The sequence below is a fragment of the Kitasatospora sp. NPDC092039 genome, from assembly GCF_044756065.1.
In the GTDB taxonomy this organism is placed as follows: domain Bacteria; phylum Actinomycetota; class Actinomycetes; order Streptomycetales; family Streptomycetaceae; genus Kitasatospora.
The window spans coordinates 31,594-48,540 of record NZ_JBIVSD010000008.1; the positions used below are offsets into that span (position 1 = coordinate 31,594).

A 16,947-nucleotide genomic window follows, 5' to 3' on the forward strand; every position below is an offset into this window, starting at 1 on the left:
ACAGGGGCCGGATCGGGCGCGGCGGATCGTTCGTACGGGGCACCGGGCGCGCCCCCGTAGGGAAGAATGCCGCAGGTGACGGACGCAACACACGACGGTCCTCCGGGCGCCCTGCCGCCGTTCGCCGAACTGGTGCTCGACCTGACCGAGCGGATTCCACCCGGCCGGGTGATGACCTACGGCGACGTCGCCGAGTACCTCGGCCAGGGCGGCCCCCGACAGGTCGGCCGGGTGATGGCCCTGTACGGCGGCTCGGTGCCCTGGTGGCGGGTGATCCGCGCGGACGGCCGCCTGCTGCCCGGGCACGAGCAGCGCGCCCTCGCCCACTACGGCGAGGAGGGCACCCCGCTGCGCGAACTCGCCGACCCGCCCCGGATCGACCTCAGGCGGGCCCGCTGGGACGGCGAACCGATTTCGTAGGAAACCGCCGCACGGTCGGGATTGACGGGGCAGGATCGTAGGCTCGATGCGGGCGGGCCCGACGGGCCCGCCCCCGCCGTGCCCACCGTTCGACCCCAGGACCGTCTTAGTGAGTGAGCGAAGCGAGCGCGCCGCCGACAGGCGCGCTCGGGCGAACGCCCCTGCCGAGCGTGGCGAGGTGGGCGCGTGAGCTCCCCCTACCGGCTCGTGCGCAGCCCCCTCGTCCAGCCCGACCCACCCGTGCTGGACGCCTACCAGCGTGCCGTGGTCGAGCACGCCGGCGGGCCGCTGCTGGTGCTGGCCGGCCCGGGCACGGGCAAGACCACCACCCTGGTCGAGGCCGTCGCCCGGCGGATCGGGAACGGCACCGACCCCGAGCGGATCCTCGTCCTCACCTTCAGCCGCAAGGCCGCGACGGAACTGCGCGACCGGATGTCCGGCCGGCTCGGCGGCTCGGCCGCCGCCCCGCAGGCCACCACCTTCCACTCCTTCTGCTACGCCCTGCTGCGCGCCCACCAGGACCCGGAGGACTACGCCGAGCCGCTGCGGCTGCTCTCCGGCCCCGAGCAGGACGTCATGGTCCGCGAACTGCTGGCCGGCGGCGCCGAGGACGCCCGGCTCGGCCTGGGCCGGATCGCCTGGCCGCTGGACCTGCGGGCCTGCCTGACCACCCGCGGCTTCGCCGACGAGGTCCGCGCCGTCCTCGCCCGCAGCCGCGAGCTCGGCCTCGGCGAAGCCGAACTGGAACGCTTCGCCCAGGGCGTCCAGCGCCCCGACTGGGCCGCCGCCGCGCACTTCCTGGCCGACTACCTCGACGTGCTCGACCTGCGCGGCGTCCTCGACTACGCCGAACTCGTCCACCGCGCCGTGCTCCTCGCCGAACGCCCCGAGGTCGGCGAACAGCTGCGGCGGCGCTACGACGTCGTCTTCGTCGACGAGTACCAGGACACCGACCCCTCCCAGGTCCGGCTGCTGCGCCAACTGGCCGGCGGCGGGCGCGACCTCGTCGCGGTCGGCGACCCGGACCAGTCGATCTACGCCTTCCGCGGCGCCGACATCAACGGCATCCTCGACTTCCCGCAGACCTTCCGGCAGGCCGACGGCAGCCCCGCCGAGGTCAAGGTGCTGCGGGTCTCCCGCCGCTCCGGCGCCGTGCTGCTCGCCGCCTCCCGGGAGATCGCCCGCCGGATGCCGATGGGCCGGCTGCCCGCCGACAAGCTCGCCCAGCACCGCGCCCTGCTGCCCTCCCGCGAGGGCGGCCGGGTCGAGGTCTACACCTACCCGACCCCCGGCGCCGAGCTGGACTCGATCGCCGACCTGCTGCGCCGCGCCCACCTGGAGGACGGCGTGCCCTGGGGCGAGATGGCCGTGCTCGTCCGGGCCGGCGCCCGCTCCATCCCCGGCGTGCGGCGGGCGCTCGGCGCGGCCGGCGTCCCGCTGGAGATCGACGGCGACGACCTGCCGCTGCGCGAGGAGCCGGCCGTCGCCCAGCTGCTGCTCGCCCTGCGGGTCTGCGCCGAGCAGGCCGCCCGGGACCGCAACGGAGACCCGGACGCCCCCGACCCGCTCACCACCGATCTGGCGCACGCCCTGCTCACCGGCCCGCTCGGCGGCCTCGACGGCTCCGACCTGCGCCGCCTCGGCCGTGCCCTGCGCGAGGAGGAACGCGCTGCGCTGCGCGCCGCGGGCCGCCCCGCCACCGTCCCGCGCCCGGCCGGCGAACTGATCCGCGAGGCCCTCGCCGAACCCGAGCGCCTCGTCGCCCTCGACCCCTCGTACGCCCGCCGCGCCCGCGACCTCGGCACCCTGCTGCGCAAGGTCCGCGAGCAGCTGGCCGGCGGCAGCACCGCCGAGGAAGCGCTCTGGGAGCTGTGGGACGGCAGCCGCCGCTGGCGCGAGCGCCTGGAGCGGTCCGCCCTGCGCGGCGGCGCGGCCGGCCGCAACGCCGACCGCGACCTGGACGCGCTGTGCGCCCTGTTCGAGACCGCCGCCCGCGCCGAGGAGCAGGTCACCGGCCACCGCAGCGCCCTGGACCTGCTCGCCGAACTCGAAGCCCAGGACATCGCCGCCGACACCCTCACCGTCCGGGCCGTGCGCCCCGAGGCGGTGCGGCTGATGACCGCCCACCGCTCCAAGGGCCTGGAGTGGCGCCTGGTCGTGGTCGCCGGCGTCCAGGACGGCCTCTGGCCCGACCTGCGCCGCCGCGGCTCCCTGCTGGAGGCCGACCGGATCGGCCGCGACGGCCTCGCCGAACCGCTCTCCCCGGGCGCCCTGCTCGGCGAGGAGCGCCGGCTCTTCTACGTCGCCGCGACCCGCGCCAAGGAACGGCTGATCGTCACCGCCGTCAAGGCCCCCGCCGACGACGGCGACGAGCCGTCCCGCTTCCTGCGCGAGCTCTACCGCGAGGACGTCGACCCCAGGACCGGCAGGGTGGTCCGCCGCACCCCGCCGGTCACCGTCGAGGACGTCACCCACCGCCCGCGCCGCCCGCTGTCCGTCGCCGCGCTGGTCGCCGAGCTGCGCGCCGTCACCGTCGACCCCGCCCGCTCGCCCGCACTGCGCCGCGCCGCCGCCGAGCGGCTCGCCACCCTCGCCGCCGCCACCGACGAGGACGGGACCCCGCTGGTGCCCGCCGCCCGCCCCGAGCGCTGGTGGGGCCTGGACGACCCGACCTCCGCCCCCGAGCCGCTGCGCAGCGCCGACGCGCCGGTACGGCTCTCCGGCAGCGGGCTGGAGCAGCTGGAGAGCTGCTCCCTGCAGTGGTTCCTGGACAAGGAGGTCAAGGCGCGCGGCGCGGGCTCGGCCGCCCAGGGCTTCGGCAACGTGGTGCACGCCCTCGCCGACGAGGTCGGCTCCGGCCGCACCCCCGCCGACCTCGCCGTGCTCATGGAACGGCTGGACACCGTCTGGGACGCGCTGGCCTTCGACGCGCCCTGGAAGTCCCACCAGGAGAAGACCGAGGCCCGCTCCGCCCTGGAGCGCTTCCTCAACTGGCACGTCCTGGAGCGCGGCCGGGACCTCGTCGCCACCGAGCACGGCTTCGACGTCACCCTCGACGTCGGCGGCGTCTCGGTGCGCATCCGCGGCTCGATGGACCGGGTCGAGAAGGACGCGGCCGGGCGCGCCTACGTGGTCGACTTCAAGACCGGCAAGCAGGTACCCACCGACAAGTCGCTGCCCGACCACAAGCAGCTCGCCGTCTACCAGCTCGCCGTCCGGGCCGGCGCCCTCGACGAGCTGCCCGGCTTCACCGGGCACCCGCCGGACACCGGCGGCGCAGAACTGGTCCACCTGCGCGAGCCCGCCGCCAAGGCCGCCCAGGACGCCCCCAAGGTGCAGCGGCAGGAGCCGCCGGAGGGCGAGCCCTGGATCGAGAACCTGCTCGCCGAGGCGGCCGGGAAGGTCCTCGCCGAGCGCTTCGTCCCGCAGACCGGCGGCGGCTGCGACCGCTGCGCCTTCCGCCGCAGCTGCTCCGCCCAGCGCGACGGCACCCAGCTCGTCGAGTAGCCTCCCGACCCGTCGGCCCGGGGAGGGCGGCCGACCCGGCGGGACGGGATTGTCCGCCGCTCCGGTTACGGTTGCGGGGTGACCGCCGTGCTCAGCCATCCCGACCAGCTCAAGGAGCTGCTGGGGATCCCGTTCAACCGGGAGCAGATGGCGGCCATCGGCGCCCCCCTGGAACCGGCCGTGATCGTGGCCGGCGCCGGCTCCGGCAAGACCACCGTGATGGCCGCCCGGGTGGTCTGGCTGGTCGGCTCCGGCGCCGTACGGCCCGAGGAGGTGCTCGGCCTCACCTTCACCAACAAGGCCGCCGGCGAGCTCTCCGAACGGGTGCGCGCCGCCCTGCTCAGGGCCGGCGTGGCCGACCGGGACGCCGCCGAACCGCTCGGCGACCCGGAGATCTCCACCTACCACGCCTTCGCCGGCCGCCTGCTCAAGGAGCACGGCCTGCGGATCGGCATCGAACCGGACGTCCGGCTGCTCGCCGACGCCACCCGCTTCCAGCTCGCCGCCAAGGTGCTGCGCACCGCCCGCGGCCCGTTCCCCGCGCTCACCGGCACCTTCGCCAACCTGGTCGCCGACCTGACCGCGCTGGACGGCGAACTCGCCGAGCACCTGGTCGAGCCGCAGACGCTGCGCGAGTTCGACGAGCGGCTGCTGGACACCCTCGCCACCGTCAAGCTGACCAACGACGACCTGCGCGCCGTCCCGGCCACCGCCCGGGCCCGGCTGGAACTGCTGCGCCTCGTCGAGGACTACCGGCGCCGCAAGCGCTCCGCCGGGCTGATGGACTTCGGCGACCAGATCGCCGCCGCCGCGCGCCTGGCCCAGCAGCGCCCGGAGGTCGGCGAGCTGCTGCGCGGCCAGTTCCGGGTGGTGCTGCTGGACGAGTACCAGGACACCTCGGTCGCCCAGCGGCTGATGCTCGCCGGCCTGTTCGGCGCCGGACCGGAGGCGCCCGTCCCCGGCGGCGCAGGCCCGGACGGCACCCCGGACGACGGCGCAGGCCCGGACGACGGCGCAGGCCCGGAGGGCACCCCGCGCCGCGGCACCGGCGGCGGCCACCCGGTGACCGCCGTCGGCGACCCCTGCCAGGCGATCTACGGCTGGCGCGGCGCCTCGGTGGCCAACCTCGACGAGTTCCCCCGGCACTTCCCGAAGGCCGACGGCCGCCCCGCCGACCGCTACGCGCTCAGCGAGAACCGCCGCAGCGGCGGCCGGCTGCTCGCCTTCGCCAACGAACTCGCCGCCCCGCTGCGGGAGATGCACGAGGGCGTGGAGGCGCTGCGCCCGGCCCCCGGCGCCGAGCAGGACGGCTACGTGCGGGCGGCGCTGCTGCCCACCCACGCCGAGGAGATCGACTGGCTGGCCGACTCGATCGCCCACCTGGTGCGCACCGGCACCGCGCCCGGCCGGATCGCCGTGCTGTGCCGCGGCGGCGCGGCCTTCCCGGACATCCACGCCGCGCTGGTCGCCCGGGAGGTGCCGGTCGAGGTGGTGGGCCTGGGCGGGCTGCTGCAGCTGCCCGAGGTGGCCGACCTGGTGGCGGTCTGCGAGGTGCTGCAGGACCCGACGGCCAACGCCGCGCTGGTGCGCCTGCTGATCGGCCCGCGCTGGCGGATCGGCCCGCGCGACCTCGCGCTGCTCGGCCGCCGGGCCGCCGACCTGGTCCGGACCGACCGGCCCGAGGGCGTCGAGGCGCTGGCCGCGGCCGTCGCCGAGACCGACCCGACCGAGGTGGTCTCGCTGGCCGACGCGGTGGAGACCTTCCTCGACCCGGACCAGCCCGACGACCTGCCGTTCTCCGCCGAGGCGCGGGTGCGCTTCGCCCGGCTCGCCGCCGAGCTGCGCGAACTGCGCCGCTCGCTCGCCGACCCGCTGATGGACGTGCTGTACCGGGTGCTGTCCGTCACCGGGCTGGAGGTCGAGCTCGCCGCCTCCCCGCAGGCCCTGGCCGCCCGCCGGCGGGAGACCCTGCACGCCTTCCTGGACGTCGCCGCCTCCTTCGCCGACCTCGACGGCGACCCGGGCCTCGCCGCCTTCCTCGGCTTCCTGCGCGCCGCCCAGGAGTACGAGCGCGGCCTGGACAGCAGCCTGCCCGGCGGCGAGGACACCGTGAAGGTGCTCACCGCGCACAAGTCCAAGGGCCTGGAGTGGGACGTGGTGGCCGTCCCCGGCCTGGTGCGGGGCGCATTCCCGTCATCGAGCCCGCGCGAACGCTGGACGAGCACCAAGCGGGTGCTTCCGCACGCCCTGCGCGGCGACGCCGGAACTCTGCCCGACGTGCGCGGCGGGTGGAACGGGAAGTCGATGACGGCGTTCAAGAAGGAGCTGGCCGAGCACTCCGGCGTCGAGGAACTGCGCCTGGGCTACGTGGCGTTCACCCGGCCCCGGTCGCTGCTGCTGGCCTCCGGGCACTGGTGGGGGCCGAGCCAGAAGACCGTCCGCGGCCCGTCCGCCTTCCTGGAAGCGCTGCGCGAGCACTGCGAGCGGCCCGGCGCGGGCGAGGTCGAGCACTGGGCCGAGCAGCCGGAGAAGGGGGCCGAGAACCCGGCGCTGGCCGCCCCCGTCGAGCGCCCGTGGCCGCTGCCGCTGGACCCGGCCGCCCAGCACGCCCGCCGCCGGGTCGCCGAGGTGGTGCGCGCGCGGCTGGCCGGGCCCGTGGCCCGCCCGGCCGCCTCCGGGGCCGTCGGCCGGGCGCCCGGGGGCCCGTTGCCGGTGGGCCCGGCGCCGGCGGTCCCTTCGGCCCAGGGCGGGCCCGAGGCGGATGAGCTGGCCCCCGAGGAGCGGCGCCAGGTGGCCTCCTGGGACCGTGACCTGACCGCGCTGCTGGGGGAGTTGGAGCGCTCCCGGCGCACCGCGCGGGACGTGCCGCTGCCCGCCGCGCTGTCCGCCACCCAGCTGCTGCGGCTGGCCGCCGACCCGGACGGCTTCGCGCACGAGCTGGCCCGCCCGATGCCGCGCCCCCCGCAGCCGGCGGCCCGGCGCGGCACCCGCTTCCACGCCTGGGTGCAGTCCCGGATCGAGCCGCTGCTGCTGGTCGAGCCCGGGGCGCTGCCCGGCGCCGACGACGACGGCATCGAGGACGAGCAGGACCTGGAGCGGCTCAAGGAGGCGTTCCTGCGCACCCCGTACGCGCGGCGCGAACCCCACCGGGTGGAGGCGCCGTTCCAACTGGTGCTGGCGGGCCGGGTGGTGCGGGGGCGGATCGACGCGGTCTACCGGGAGGATGACGCGTTGTCGGAATCCGGTGGTGCGTCACGCTACGAAGTGGTGGACTGGAAGACCCACCGGGAGGAGACCGCCGACCCGTTGCAGCTCGCGGTCTACCGGCTGGCCTGGGCCGAGCACGCGGGCGTCGATCCCGAGCAGGTCACGGCTTCGTTCCTGTACGTCCGCAGCGGCCGGATCGTCCGTCCGACAGGACTTCCCGACCGAAAAGAGTTGGAACGGCTCCTGATCGGGAACAGTGACTATTGAGTCACGCAGAGCATCCAAGTCATCACGCCAGTGCCCGAAACCTGTGCGTCGTGCACGTTTCGCGCCTATTGTGGGGTCGGTAACCGGTCAACCCCCGAGCTCCGGCCGCCAGCGAGGCCCGTATTCCCTGACCCTCAGTCATCACCGCAGGTGCCCCCGGGCATCGGCGTCTTCTGCTGGAGAGACCGAAGTTGAGCGCGACCGGATGGATCAGAGAGCGGTTCACCGGGCCGACCCCGGGGCCCGCGCCGCGCGCGACCGGCACCTGGCCGAGGACGGCACTGGCGCTGCCGTTCATCGGCATGGTGCTGATCGTGGCCCTCGACTACCTCAGCGGCACCGAGGTGACGGTCGAACCGGCCCTCACCGCCGTACCCGCGCTGGCCGCCGTGGTCAGCCGCCGAACCTGGTACCCGCTCGCCATCGGTCTGGGCACCGAGGCGGCGGCCTTCCTGATGGCCTTCCGAGGCGACACCCTCGGCGAGTCCGTGCACGCCGCCAGCGTCTTCGCGATCCTGCTCGTCGCCACGATCGGCTGGGTCAGCGCCACCCTGAGGCTGCGCCAGGAACGGGCGCTGGCCGACGCCCAGCTGGTCGCCTCGATCGCCCGCCGGGTGCTGCTGCGGCCCGTCCCCGAACGGGTCGGCACCGTCCGGGCGGCCGTCCACTACGAGGCCGCCGCCGCCCACGCCCGGATCGGCGGCGACCTCTACGAGGTGGTCAACACCCGGCACGGGGTGCGGGCCGTGGTCGGCGACGTGCGCGGCAAGGGCCTCGGCGCGGTGGAGACCGCCGCCGCCGTGCTCGGCGCCTTCCGCGAGGCCGCCCACCAGGAGGCCGCCCTGGACCGGGTGGCCGGCTGGCTCGCCGTCAGCCTCGACCGCGCCCTGCACGAGAACGACCACCCGGGCGTGGAGGAGGAGTTCGTCACCCTGGTGCTGATCGGCGTCGGGCCCGACGGCGCCGCGGAGATCGTCAACTGCGGCCACCCCGCCCCGCTGCTGCTGCGCGGCGGGGAGGTCAGCGCGCTCGAACTCGCCGAGACCGTACCGCCGCTGGGCGTCCTCGACCCGGCCGACGTCCGCCCGCCGGTGCACCGGCTGCCGCTCCAGGGCGACGACCGGGTGCTGCTGTTCACCGACGGGGTGATCGAGGCCCGCGACCGCGCGGGCGTCTTCTACCCGCTCGCCGACCGCCTCCCGCACTGCGCCGCCGGCCGCCCGGCCGACGTCCTGCAGCGCCTGCACGAGGACGTGGTGCGCCACGTCGGACGCCAGCTCGGCGACGACGCGGCGATGCTGCTGCTCCAGTTCGACCCCCCGGCCACGCTCGGGCAGGAGGGCGCGCCCGCCGCGGCCACCATCCCCCAGCAGGCCGGGGTCCTGACGTCCCCGTAGCCGCCGCTACAGGGACACCTCGACCAGCAGCGGCCGGTGGTCCGACACCGCGGCGCGCGGCGCCGCGGCCGGGCCGACCGCCGTGCGCGGCACGCCGATCGCCAGCACGTGGTCGAACTGCACCGCGGGCCGGTGCGAGGGGTAGGTCGGCGTGCGCGCCAGGTCGTACCAGCCCTGCAGGCGGGCGCGCGGCTCGCGCACCCGGCGCCGGCGCGGCTCGGCCAGGGCCGGCCGGGCCCGCCGGGCCGCCCGCAGTTCGCGCACCCGCGCCCGCGGCGCGGTGCGCTCCAGCGCCGCCGCCCCGCCGAGCACCGTGCGCGGCACGGCGCCGACCAGGTTGAAGTCGCCCAGCACCAGGTACGGCTGGGGCAGGTCGGCGATCCAGCGGCGGATGCCGGCCAGCTGCGCCATGTTCCAGCCGGGGACGAAGGACAGGTGCGCCGCCACCACGGTGAACGGCCCGCGCTCGCCCTCCAGGACGGCCGCCAGCGCCGCGCGCGGCTCGTCCGGCACCGGGGTCAGTCCGCGCCGCCCGGCCACCCGCAGCGGCAGCCCGAACGGGGCGGGGGCGAACCGCCGGGCCCGCCAGTGCCGCACCGGAAGCCTCGTCAGCAGCGCCGTCCCGTACGAGGGCAGGGCGCCGTCGCCCACGTCGTCCGGCCCGTACACCCGCAGCCCGTTCGGGCCGGCCGGCTCCGGGACCCAGCCCGCCACCGGCGCGGGGCTGCCGTGCAGCGCGGCGGCGAAGCGCCAGTCCTTGGCGCCCATCGCCGCGGCCGCCACCGCCGCCTGGTCGGTGCCGCCGGAGCGCGACTGGTGCCGGTCCACCTCCTGGAGCGCCAGCACGTCGGCGTCCAGCGCGGCCACCGCGTCGGCCAACGGCGCGCCGGCGTCGGACGGGTAGGGCCGCGGGGCGCCGTCCGGGGCGAGCGGCTGGCCGTGCAGGAGGTTGAAGGTGGCGATACGCAACTGGCTCACACCGCACGACGGTACCCGCTCCCCGGGGCGGGCGGTCCCGGTCCCGGCTTGAGGCGGTAGGGCATACCGGGTATACATACTCGGTATGTCCATCCGTCACGGTCTGCTCGCCCTGCTCGACCAGGGCCCGCGCTACGGCTACCAGCTGCGCACCGAGTTCGAGGCGCGCACCGGCGCCACCTGGCCGCTCAACGTCGGACAGGTCTACACCACACTGTCCCGGCTGGAACGCGACGGCCTGGTCGAACCCGCCGGGGAGGACGACGAGGGCCACCAGTTCTACGCCGCCACCGACGCCGGCCGCGAGGAACTGCGGACCTGGTTCGACACCCCGGTGCCCCGCACCAGCCCCCCGCGCGACGAACTCGCGATCAAGCTCGCCATGGCGGTGACCGTCCCCGGCGTGGACGTCTCCGCCGTCGTCCAGGGCCAGCGCCGGCACAGCATCAAGGCGCTCCAGGACTACACCCGGCTCAAGGGCCGGGCCCTCGCGGGGGAGAAGCGCCCCGGCACGGCGCCCTCCGCCGGCAACGACCTCGCCTGGCTGCTCGTCCTCGACCAGCTCATCTTCCAGACCGAGGCGGAGATCCGCTGGCTCGACCACTGCGAGACCCGGCTCGCCCAGCAGGCCGAACTCCTGCAGAACCGAACCGCCGGGGCCGCCCGCGACGGTGCCGCGCCCGCCGAACGCGGCCGCCGCCTGCGCACCTGAGCCCCCGCGGCACCCGAACCACCAGGCTCGGCCCCGACTCCGAGCGCACACCCAGCACAAGGGGGGAATTCGTGTCCCACACCCAACAGGCCCGGCAGACGCCGGTGCTCCACCTGGAGAACGTCACCCGCGTCCACGGCCACGGCGCCGCCGAGGTCCAGGCCCTGCGCGGCGTCGACCTCAAGGTCCACCCCGGCGAGTTCGTCGCCGTCATGGGCCCCTCCGGATCCGGCAAGTCGACCCTGCTCACCCTGGCCGGCGGCCTCGACACCCCGAGCGGCGGCCGCGTCCTGGTCGAGGGCGTCGTCCTCGGCGGGCTCAACCGCAAGAAGCTCGCCCAGGTCCGCCGGCGCTCCGTCGGCTACGTCTTCCAGGACTACAACCTGATCCCGGCGCTCACCGCCGCCGAGAACATCTCGCTGCCGCGCGAACTCGACGGGCTGTCCACCCGCGCCGCCCGCCGCGAAGCCCTCACCGCCCTGGAGGAACTCGGCATCCCCGAACTCGCCGACCGCTTCCCCGACGACATGTCCGGCGGCCAGCAGCAGCGCGTCGCCATCGCCCGCGCCCTGATCGGCGACCGCCGCCTGGTCCTCGCCGACGAACCCACCGGCGCCCTCGACTCCACCACCGGCGAGGCCGTGCTCGCCGTCCTGCGCGCCCGCTGCGACGCCGGCGCCGCCGCCATGATGGTCACCCACGAGGCCCGGCACGCCGCCTGGGCCGACCGGGTCGTCTTCCTGCGCGACGGCCGGATGGTCGACGAGTCCGCCAGCCAGGACGCCGCCAGCCTGCTCGTCGCCGCCGCCACCAACAGCCAGAAGGTGGACGAGTGAAGCTCAGCGCCTGGCGGGTCGCCCTGCGCATAGCCCGCCGAGACGCCCTGCGCGCCAAGGGCCGCAGCGCCCTCGTCGTCGCCATGGTCGCCCTGCCCGTCCTCGGCGTCACCGGCGCCGACGTGGTCTTCCGCAGCGCCGAACTGTCCCCCGCCCAACAGGCGGTACGGATCATGGGCCAGGCCGCCGGCGAACTCGAACTGGTCGAACGCGGCTCCTCCGTCAAGCAGGCGCCCGACCCCGAGAAGGGCTTCAGCGTCCAGAGCCCCAAGGACGACGCCAAGGAGGGCCAGGCCCCCGCGTACACCGCCGCCCAGCGGCGCGCCCTCGACACCGCCCCCGCCGACCTCGCCCGCCAACTGCTCCCGGCCGGCGCCACCCTGGTGCCCGAACGCCAGGCCCCGTACACCGCGGCGAGCAGCAGGGACGGCCTGCTCACCACCCGGATCGCCGAGGCCGACCTGACCGACCCCGTCTGGCGGGGCCGGCTCGACCTGATCGACGGCCGCGCCCCCACCGCCGACACCGAGGCCGCCGTCACCTCGGACTTCCTCAAGCGCTCCGGGCTCAGGATCGGCGACCGGACCGCCGTCCGCGGCCTGGAGGGCAACCCCTTCACCATCACCGGCGTCTACGAGTACCCCGGCGAACTGCGCACCACCGAGATCACCGCCCGCCCCGGCACCCTGATCGACCGGCTCCCCACGCCGTCGGGCGGCGCCAAGGGCCCGGCCGGCCCCGACGGACCCACCCGCTGGCTGGTCAAGCTCCCGGCCGGAGCCGTGCTCGACTGGCACGAGGTCACCGAGGTCAACGAGTACGGCTTCCTGCTGACCTCCCGCGCCGTCCTGACCGACCCGCCGGCCCGCGCCGACGTCCCGTACTACGCGGAGTCGAGGACGCGCGGAGGCGACGGGACCAGCTACTTCAACCGCCGCGACGTCGTCGTCCTCGCCACCGTCGTCGGCATGGCCCTGCTGGAGATCGTCCTCCTCGCGGGCCCCGCCTTCGCCGTCGGGGCCCGGCGCTCCCGGCGGCAGCTCGGACTGCTCGCCGCGGCCGGCGGTGAACGCGCCAACGTCCGCGCGGTCGTCCTCGGCGGCGGCATCGTCCTCGGCGTCACCGGCGCCCTGACCGGCCTGGGCCTCGGCATCGGCCTGGTCGCCGCGCTGCGCACCCAGGCCGAGGAGTACTCCGGCCAGCGCTTCGGCCACTTCGACATTTCGCCGCTCGACCTGCTCGGCGTCCTCCTGGTCGGCCTCGTCACCGGGCTGCTGGCCGCCGTCGTGCCCGCCGTCCAGGCCTCCCGCCAGGACGTCGTCGCCGCGCTCACCGGCCGCGACACCCTCAAGCCCCCCAGCCGCAGGCTCGCCGTCCTCGGCCTGCTGATGCTCGGCACCGGCGCGGCCCTCGCCCTGTACGGCGCCACCAACGGCATCGGCAACAGCAGCTTCGCCGTCCTCGGCGGCTCGGCCCTCGCCGAACTCGGCATGGTCGTCCTGGTGCCCCACCTGGTCGGCCTGTTCGGCCGGCTCGGCCGCTGGCTGCCGCTCGGCCCCCGGCTCGCCCTGCGCGACTCGGTGCGCCACCGCGGCCGCACCGCGCCCGCCGTGGCCGCCGTGATGGCCGCCGTCGCCGGCTCCGTCGCGGTCAGCCTCTACATGGACAGCCTCGACGAGGAGTACCGGCGCGACTACGTCGCCTCCGGCCCGCCCGGGGCCGTCATGCTCGGCACCGGCTGGCTGGACCCCGCCGACGTCAAGCTGCTGCCGCAGATGCGCGAGGCCATCGAACACGGCATCCCCGACCTCGGCCCGCGCGCCGACGTCCAGCGCGTCCACCCCAAGGGCGACTGCTCCGAGGACGGCTACTGCGGCTACATCGGCGTCGAGGTGCCCAAGGAGGACCGCTGCCCCGCCCTCCTCCCGGGCGTCGACCTCCCCTTCGCCGAGCGCGAGCGGATCCTGGAGGCCGACGAGCGCTGCCACACCAACGACCGCCGCGGCGTCGCCTTCACCCCGCTGTCCGCCGGCGACGCCACCCTGCTGCGCAACCTCTACGGCGTCACCGACCCGAAGGCCGTCCAGGCCCTCGCCGACGGCAAGGCCGTGGTCTTCGACGCGCGCTACCTCAAGGACGGCAAGGTCGCCCTGGAGTACACCCTCCCGGGCACCGAGAGCACCGGCGGCTCCTCCGGGGACAAGCCCGTGCGCACCGAGACCGCCGTGGACGCCGTGCTCGCCGAGCCCTCGCTGCGCTCCCCCGGCCAGGCCGTGATCAGCCCGGCCACCGCAGCCCGGCTCGGCTTCAGCACCGCCCCGGGCGGATCGGTCTGGCTGCCCGCCGCGGTGCCCTCCGACAGCGCCCAGCAGAGGACCGACGGCGCGCTGGCCAAGCTCAGCGAGCACGACGTGATGAAGATCGAACGCGGCTACGAGTCCCAGGCCGACCTGGTCAGCCTCGGCCTGAACGTCTTCGCCGCCATCGTCGCCCTCGGCGCGGCCGGCATCGCCACCGGACTGGCCGCCGCCGACTCCCAGCGCGACCTGAGCACCCTCGCGGCGGTCGGCGCCGAACCCCGCATCCGGCGCACGCTGTCCGGCTTCCAGTGCGGGGTGATCGCCGCCATGGGCGCCCTGCTCGGCGTGGCCTGCGGCGTCGTGCCGGGCGTGGCACTGCGCAAGGTCGACGCCGCGTCGAGCACGTACCCCGGCATGAGCGCCGACGAGATCGCCAACAAGGCCACCCTGGTCTTCCCGTGGCCCACCGTCGCCGCCACCGTCGTGCTGCTGCCGCTGCTCGCGGCCGCCCTCGCGGCACTGATGACCCGCTCGCGGATCACCCTGCTGCGCCGTTCCGGCTGAGGCCGGAACCGTCTGCGCCACCCCCGTCCGCGGCACCGCCGCGGCGGGGGTGACGGACGTTACAGCCCCGACGGCGCCCGGCAGCCGGACCGCCGGGGCGGGCACCCGCACGGGCGAACTACAGTCGTCGGTATGACGAGAACCCCGGACAGCGTCGTCCGCTCCTACATCGACCAGCACCAGGCCGCCTTCCTCGCCGACCTCTCCGAGTGGCTGGCCATCCCGTCGGTCTCCGCCGACCCGGACCGGGCCGGCGACGTGCGGCGCTCGGCCGAGTGGCTGGCCGCCAAGCTGAGCGCGACCGGCTTCCCGGTGGCCGAGGTGTGGGAGACCGACGGCCTGCCGGCGGTGTTCGCAGAGTGGCCCTCCGGGGACCCGTCCGCGCCGACCGTCCTGGTCTACGGGCACCACGACGTGCAGCCCGCGGCCCGGGAGGACGGCTGGGACACCGAGCCGTTCACGCCGACCGTGGTCGACGGCCGGCTGTTCGCGCGCGGCGCCGCCGACGACAAGGGCCAGGTGTTCTTCCACACCCTGGGCGTGCGCGCCCACCTCGCCGCCACCGGCCGCACCGCGCCGGCCGTCAACCTCAAGCTGCTGATCGAGGGCGAGGAGGAGTCCGGCTCGCCGAACTTCCCCGCGCTGATCCGGCGCGAGGCCGGGCGGCTGGCCGCCGACGTGGTCGTCATCTCCGACACCGGCATGTGGTCCGCGACCACGCCGACCGTCTGCACCGGCATGCGCGGCCTGGCCGACGCCCAGATCGACCTCTACGGGCCGGACACCGACATCCACTCCGGCTCCTTCGGCGGCGCCGTCCCCAACCCGGCCCAGGTCGCGGCCGAGCTGGCCGCCGCCCTGCACGACGCCGACCGCAGGGTCGCGATCCCGGGCTTCTACGACGGGGTCGTCGAGCTGACCGAGCGCGAGCGCGAACTCTTCGCCGAACTGCCCTTCGACGAGGAGCAGTGGCTGAAGGTCGCCAAGTCGTACGGCACCCGCGGCGAGGCCGGCTACTCCACCCTGGAGCGGATCTGGGCCCGCCCGACCGCCGAGGTCAACGGCATCTGGGGCGGCTACACCGGCCCCGGCGGCAAGACCATCGTCCCCACCTCGGCGCACCTCAAGCTGTCCTTCCGGCTGGTCGCCGGCCAGGAGGTGGAGAAGGTCCGCGACGCGGTCCGGGCCTGGGTGGCCGAGCGGGTGCCCGAGGGCGTCCGGTACGAGCTGGTCTTCCCGGGCGCGACCCGGCCCTGCCTGACCCCGCTGGACCACCCGGCGCTCCAGTCCACCGTCCGCGCGATGGGACGGGCCTTCGAGCAGAAGATCCTCTTCACCCGTGAGGGCGGCTCCGGCCCCGCCGCCGACCTCCAGGACGCGCTGGGCGCGCCGGTGCTGTTCCTCGGCATCTCGGTGCCCTCGGACGGCTGGCACTCGGTCAACGAGAAGGTCGAACTGGACCTGCTGGCCAAGGGCGTGGAGACCGCCGCCTACCTCTGGGGCGACCTGGCCGAGAACTTCCGGCCGGGGGAATGACCCCCGCCGTGCGCACCACGGAAGCCAGATCACTCATCCGGATGATTCACCACGTGGGGATGGAACAGACGTGAGCACCGTGCCTGAGACCGAGCGCCCGCTGCACCTGGCACTGGCCCGGTCCGGGGTGGACCGGGCGGCCGAGCACCGTTTCGACGAGCCCTGGCTGGCCGCCGCCTGGAGCCACCCCAACACCCGGGTCCTGCCGATCGCCGGCGGCGAGGCCTTCGTGGTCGACACCGCGCAGGGCACCGAACTCGTGCTGCTGCCCTCCTTCGAGGCGCCGCAGAACGGCGACCGGTACTTCCTCGGCACCGACGAGGACGGCGTCTCGTACTTCGCGCTGGCCGGCGAGAGCCTGCCCGGGCGGCTGGACGGCGACGCCCGCCCGGCCGGGCTGCGCGAGGTCGGCGGGCTGCTGTCCGACCGGGACGCCGGGCTGCTGGTGCACGCCGTGGCGCTGGAGCACTGGCACCGGCTGCACAGCTTCTGCTCGCGCTGCGGGCACCCGACCGAGAAGGCCGGCGCCGGGCACGTGCGGCGCTGCACCTCCTGCGCGGCCGAGCACTACCCGCGCACCGACCCGGCGGTGATCATGGTGATCACCGACGAGCAGGACCGCTGCCTGCTCGGCCGCCAGGCGCTGTGGCCGGAGGGCCGCTGGTCGACGCTGGCCGGCTTCGTCGAGCCGGGGGAGTCGATCGAGCAGGCGGTGGCCCGCGAGGTGCAGGAGGAGGCGGGCGTGCGGGTCGGCGAGGTGCGCTACGTCGCCAGCCAGCCGTGGCCGTTCCCGTCCAGCCTGATGCTCGGCTTCACGGGCCGGGCGCTGCCCGGCGGCACCGAGATCACCGTGGACGGCGAGGAGCTGGCCGAGGCGCGCTGGTTCTCCCGCGAGGAGCTGCGGGCCGGGATGGCGGCGGGCGAGATCCTGCCGCCGTCCGGCATCTCGATCGCACGGCACCTGGTCGAGCTCTGGTACGGGGAGCCGCTGCCCTCGGCGGCGCGCTGGTAGTCCCGGCGGCGGGGCCGGTGGTCCCGGAGGCGCGCTGGTAGTCCTGGAGGCGGACCGGCGGCCCCGAGGCAGGAAAAGGGGGCGCGTGGCAAATTCCATGCGCCCCCCTTTTTCTCTCCAATCCCTTCCCGAATTCACCACGACCAGCTGTTCGTATCCGGACGGGCCAGTTCTGCTACCAGGAGGGGCCGGTGCGGGCGCGAAGTCAACC

At 75.6% G+C, this 16,947-nt stretch carries 10 protein-coding genes; 9 read left to right on the plus strand and 1 reads right to left on the minus strand.

Going from position 1 to position 16,947, the window contains the following annotated elements:
* The first annotated feature begins 66 nt into the window (after positions 1 to 66).
* The 4 genes from ACIQI7_RS17560 to ACIQI7_RS17575 all read left to right on the plus strand — a co-directional run bounded on the left by ACIQI7_RS17560 (position 67) and on the right by ACIQI7_RS17575 (position 8,798).
* The gene (locus ACIQI7_RS17560; protein ID WP_401110570.1) at positions 67 to 420 is read left to right on the plus strand and encodes an MGMT family protein; all 354 of its coding nucleotides are present in this window, start codon (positions 67 to 69) and stop codon (positions 418 to 420) included.
* Between the two features lie 186 nt (positions 421 to 606).
* A complete protein-coding gene (locus ACIQI7_RS17565; RefSeq protein ID WP_401110573.1) occupies positions 607 to 3,927 on the plus strand; it encodes an ATP-dependent helicase in 3,321 nt (1,106 codons plus the stop codon).
* A 78-nt stretch (positions 3,928 to 4,005) separates the two neighbouring features.
* Positions 4,006 to 7,401, plus strand: a complete 3,396-nt coding sequence (locus ACIQI7_RS17570) for a UvrD-helicase domain-containing protein (RefSeq protein ID WP_401110576.1) — start codon at positions 4,006 to 4,008, stop codon at positions 7,399 to 7,401.
* A gap of 191 nt (positions 7,402 to 7,592) precedes the next feature.
* A complete protein-coding gene (locus ACIQI7_RS17575; protein ID WP_401110579.1) occupies positions 7,593 to 8,798 on the plus strand; it encodes a PP2C family protein-serine/threonine phosphatase in 1,206 nt (401 codons plus the stop codon).
* A gap of 6 nt (positions 8,799 to 8,804) precedes the next feature.
* On the opposite strand, the gene ACIQI7_RS17580 is transcribed toward ACIQI7_RS17575, so the two are convergent.
* Positions 8,805 to 9,776 carry an endonuclease/exonuclease/phosphatase family protein gene (locus ACIQI7_RS17580; protein ID WP_401110581.1) on the minus strand — a complete coding sequence of 324 codons (972 nt, stop codon included), beginning with the start codon at positions 9,774 to 9,776 and terminating at the stop codon, positions 8,805 to 8,807.
* 85 nt (positions 9,777 to 9,861) lie between these two features.
* Between ACIQI7_RS17580 and ACIQI7_RS17585 the strand changes: the two genes are divergently transcribed.
* From ACIQI7_RS17585 to nudC, 5 genes are all read left to right on the plus strand, one after another.
* Complete coding sequence (locus ACIQI7_RS17585) at positions 9,862 to 10,488, plus strand: PadR family transcriptional regulator (RefSeq protein WP_401110583.1); 627 nt, start codon at positions 9,862 to 9,864, stop codon at positions 10,486 to 10,488.
* A gap of 71 nt (positions 10,489 to 10,559) precedes the next feature.
* A complete protein-coding gene (locus tag ACIQI7_RS17590) occupies positions 10,560 to 11,324 on the plus strand; it encodes an ABC transporter ATP-binding protein (protein WP_401110585.1) in 765 nt (254 codons plus the stop codon).
* A complete protein-coding gene (locus ACIQI7_RS17595) occupies positions 11,321 to 14,188 on the plus strand; it encodes an FtsX-like permease family protein (protein WP_401110587.1) in 2,868 nt (955 codons plus the stop codon). Before ACIQI7_RS17590 ends, ACIQI7_RS17595 begins: the two co-directional genes overlap by 4 nt.
* A gap of 132 nt (positions 14,189 to 14,320) precedes the next feature.
* Positions 14,321 to 15,724 (plus strand): dipeptidase, encoded by a 1,404-nt coding sequence (locus ACIQI7_RS17600; RefSeq protein ID WP_401110590.1) that lies wholly within the window; start codon positions 14,321 to 14,323, stop codon positions 15,722 to 15,724.
* Between the two features lie 70 nt (positions 15,725 to 15,794).
* The gene (gene nudC, locus ACIQI7_RS17605; RefSeq protein WP_401110592.1) at positions 15,795 to 16,736 is read left to right on the plus strand and encodes an NAD(+) diphosphatase; all 942 of its coding nucleotides are present in this window, start codon (positions 15,795 to 15,797) and stop codon (positions 16,734 to 16,736) included.
* The last annotated feature ends 211 nt before the right edge of the window (positions 16,737 to 16,947 follow it).